General features: G+C 42.6%; 2 protein-coding genes. Both read right to left on the reverse strand.

Going from position 1 to position 3,180, the window contains the following annotated elements:
- Positions 1 to 296 (reverse strand): Ku protein (locus IIC38_20240; protein MCH8128251.1); only part of this gene is annotated, 296 nt, incomplete at its 3' end.
- Positions 297 to 690: 394 nt separating this feature from the next.
- Positions 691 to 3,012 (reverse strand): non-homologous end-joining DNA ligase, encoded by a 2,322-nt coding sequence (gene ligD, locus IIC38_20245; protein ID MCH8128252.1) that lies wholly within the window; start codon positions 3,010 to 3,012, stop codon positions 691 to 693.
- Positions 3,013 to 3,180: the final 168 nt, after the last annotated feature.

Below are 3,180 nucleotides of genomic sequence, written 5' to 3' on the forward strand. Positions count from 1 at the left end.
GCATCAAAAAATCCCTCAATGTCGATTACTTTTGTACTTTTCAATTTCAAATTATCAAAATCACTCGGTTCGACGATAACATATTGGTCCGGTTCGTACTCGTAGCCTTTGACAATATCCTCGGGTTTCGCAACCTGTTCGCATTTTTTACATTTTTTTTCATACTTGATTCGGCCATTACAATCTTTGTGAAGTTGATTGAAACGTACGGTTTGCTGTGATTCGATGGCATTATAAATCCGAACCGGTATGGTTACCAGCGAAAACCGGATATGGCCTTTCCACATAGCTCTCATGGGTTACCTCATTTATTTGTTGAAAATAATTTTTTTATTAGCTTGAATAATTCATGAATTATAGTTTTAAGCTTAAAGTTTCCTAATTGAATGTCATTCAGGAAGAATCTATTTCCAAAAAAAGGAAGTAGTAAATCGTAAATATAAATTAGTTACAAAATAGATCCCTCCGGATGACAATGATAAGGTCAATGAATAGATCAGGTTACAAAATAATATTCGATAATTCCTTGAATTTTCAATAGTTAGATCAGGAAGGTAGTTATATAATTCTTGAAATTCAAATTATTTAGTTCACTCTCTGATACTTTGATCAAGTTAATGTATCTACCATAGTTTAACTATTTGATCTGTAAGGATTTGTCTTGATTTATTGTAAGAATAGTAAGTCCGTTTATTTCATTAAATCCGGCCGCAGGCGAACAAAAACCGGTTCTCTCAGGGTTCCATTACTGGTTTTGGATGCGTATTGTATTTCACAAACCAAAGTCGGTTCCAGCCAGATGGATTCGGCATCACCCAATGGTTTTTCCTTGATCTGCCTTTTTGTTACTTTCAACCTTTTGAGTTCGGAATAAATACTCTTTAATAACCGGGTATCAAATCCGCTACCCACTTTTCCCAGGTAGTCAAATCCGGCGCCATTTTTCGTGCCAATGTGGAGGGCGCCAAAATAGGGCTCCCGATCGCCTTTTCCTTTGGTATAACCCAGAATTACACAATCGATGGTTTGCCGCACCTTTATCTTTATCCAGGTTGTGCTGCGTTTTCCAGGCAAGTATTTGCTTTCACGTTCCTTTGCCATGATGCCTTCGAGACCCATAGCTTGTGTGGCCTTAAATAATTCCACACCTTCATCCATTGCCTCACTCACCCGGTACGGGCTATCCCGTTTAATTGAGTCCACCAACCATTCCCGACGCAACATCAGGGGCTCATTCACCAATGACCTGCCATCAAGATACAGGCAATCGAAAACATAACAAACCACGGGATTTTTTGCCCGCGCTCTTTCGATTGCGCCCGCGCTGTTGTGATGCAACCTGTTCACAGTTTTCTTAAAGTCCGGTTTACCCGCTTCATCGAGGCAAACAATTTCACCGTCAAACAAACCTGCATTAACACGAAAGGATTGTTCCAATGCCAGCAATTCAGGAAATTGGTTTGTAATATCTCGCTGGTTCCTGCTACGGATTCTTATTTCACCTTCATCGATAGAAATCATCGCTCGAATCCCATCCCATTTGACCTCATAAATATAATCATCCGATTGCGGCGGTTTACTTTGGCTGGAGGAAAGCATGAAATCTATTTGATCATGAAGCCAGTCGATTTGCGGATTGTCCACACGCTCAAAAAGCCATTCGTTACCCCGTGTTTGATAAATCCTGTACTCGCCGTTGACTGCTTTGCTGTTCAGACGAAAATAAAAGCCATCTTTTTTTTGTTTGGTGATTTCATATTTTCCCTGGGCAAAAATCCACATCATGCCGCCGCCATACTGGCCCTTTGGGATTTCTCCTTCGAAATTCAAATATTTTAAAGGATGATCTTCGACGGAAATGGCCATCCGTTTGATTCCTGGTCTGGGAGGAAGTCCGCGGGGAACTGCCCACGATCTTAAAGTCCCTTCATGCTCCAAACGTAAATCATAATGAAGTCGTGATGCATGGTGTCTATGGACGACAAAAGCGTTACCGTCTCCGCCGATCTCTTCGGCTTTGGGCTCGGAGGTTTTTTCGAACTCCCTTTTTTTCTCATAGCCTTTTAGAGTTTCAGGAGTTTTGTAACTTCGCGATGGCTTCAATTGTTTGACTTGTTTTATCGGCTTGCGCTGGGTATGAAGATTGGTTGCATACGCCCTGATTCCATCCCAGGCATCTCCCTCGCTTATAATCAAATCTGGCACCGTGTGGATATTGAATACTTTCAAATCGGTAACATCGGCCAAATCTTCCCAACGCAGCGGCATGGAGACCGGCGCCATCGGCAAACCTCGCAGGCTATAGGGAGAAACAATTGTTTGCGAACCGCGATTTCTATAGATATCCACCAACACCTTGCCTTTACGGGCATCCTTCTTGATATGCAATGTAGTGGTTTGTTTATACTTATCCACAAAAGGCTTTGCCACTGCCGATGCAGCTTCGAAAGCCTGGTTAAAGGTCCATTTGGTTTCTATGGGTATTACAATGTGCAGTCCCTTTCGCCCGGTGGTTTTTACGAATGGATGGTAGCCAAAATTTTCAATGTGCTCCTTCAAATTCAGCCCTATTTCGACAACACCCGTAAACGGATAGCCATCAGGCGGATCCAGATCGAAAACAATATAATCCGGGTTATCAAAGTGTGGACTGCGTGAATGCATTTGATGCATTTCCAGGCAGGCAAGATTTGCCAGCCACACCAATGAAGCTTCCTCTGTAGCCAGGATATAGTTCTTCTTTTCTTTGCCCAATGTTACATATTCGATCCAATCCGGCGACCAATCCGGTCGATTTTTCTGGAAGAACTGTTCACCATCAATTCCATTGGGGTATCGAATGAGGGATAAAGCCCGGCCCTTTACATGGCTCAATATCGTCGGACCCGCTTTTAGATAATATTGGATGATCTCCGCTTTGATGATCTGGTCATCGGGATAGAGAACCTTCTCTAAATTAGAAAGCTCGATCTTTCGTTTTCCCACCTGTGCGAGTTGGGCTGTTCTGGGCATTTTGTTTTAATTAATCAGTTAACTTCATAAAACTGTCATTCCCGAATGCTCCTATCGGGAATCTTGTTATACAGGCCCATAGACCCCCGATAAAAGCACTCTGGGGTGACAGTTTTGGGGTTTTCGGACAACCTGAAAGCATTCGGGAACGACACATTGCAGCATCCC

The organism is candidate division KSB1 bacterium, assembly GCA_022566355.1.
In the GTDB taxonomy this organism is placed as follows: domain Bacteria; phylum Zhuqueibacterota; class JdFR-76; order JdFR-76; family DREG01; genus JADFJB01.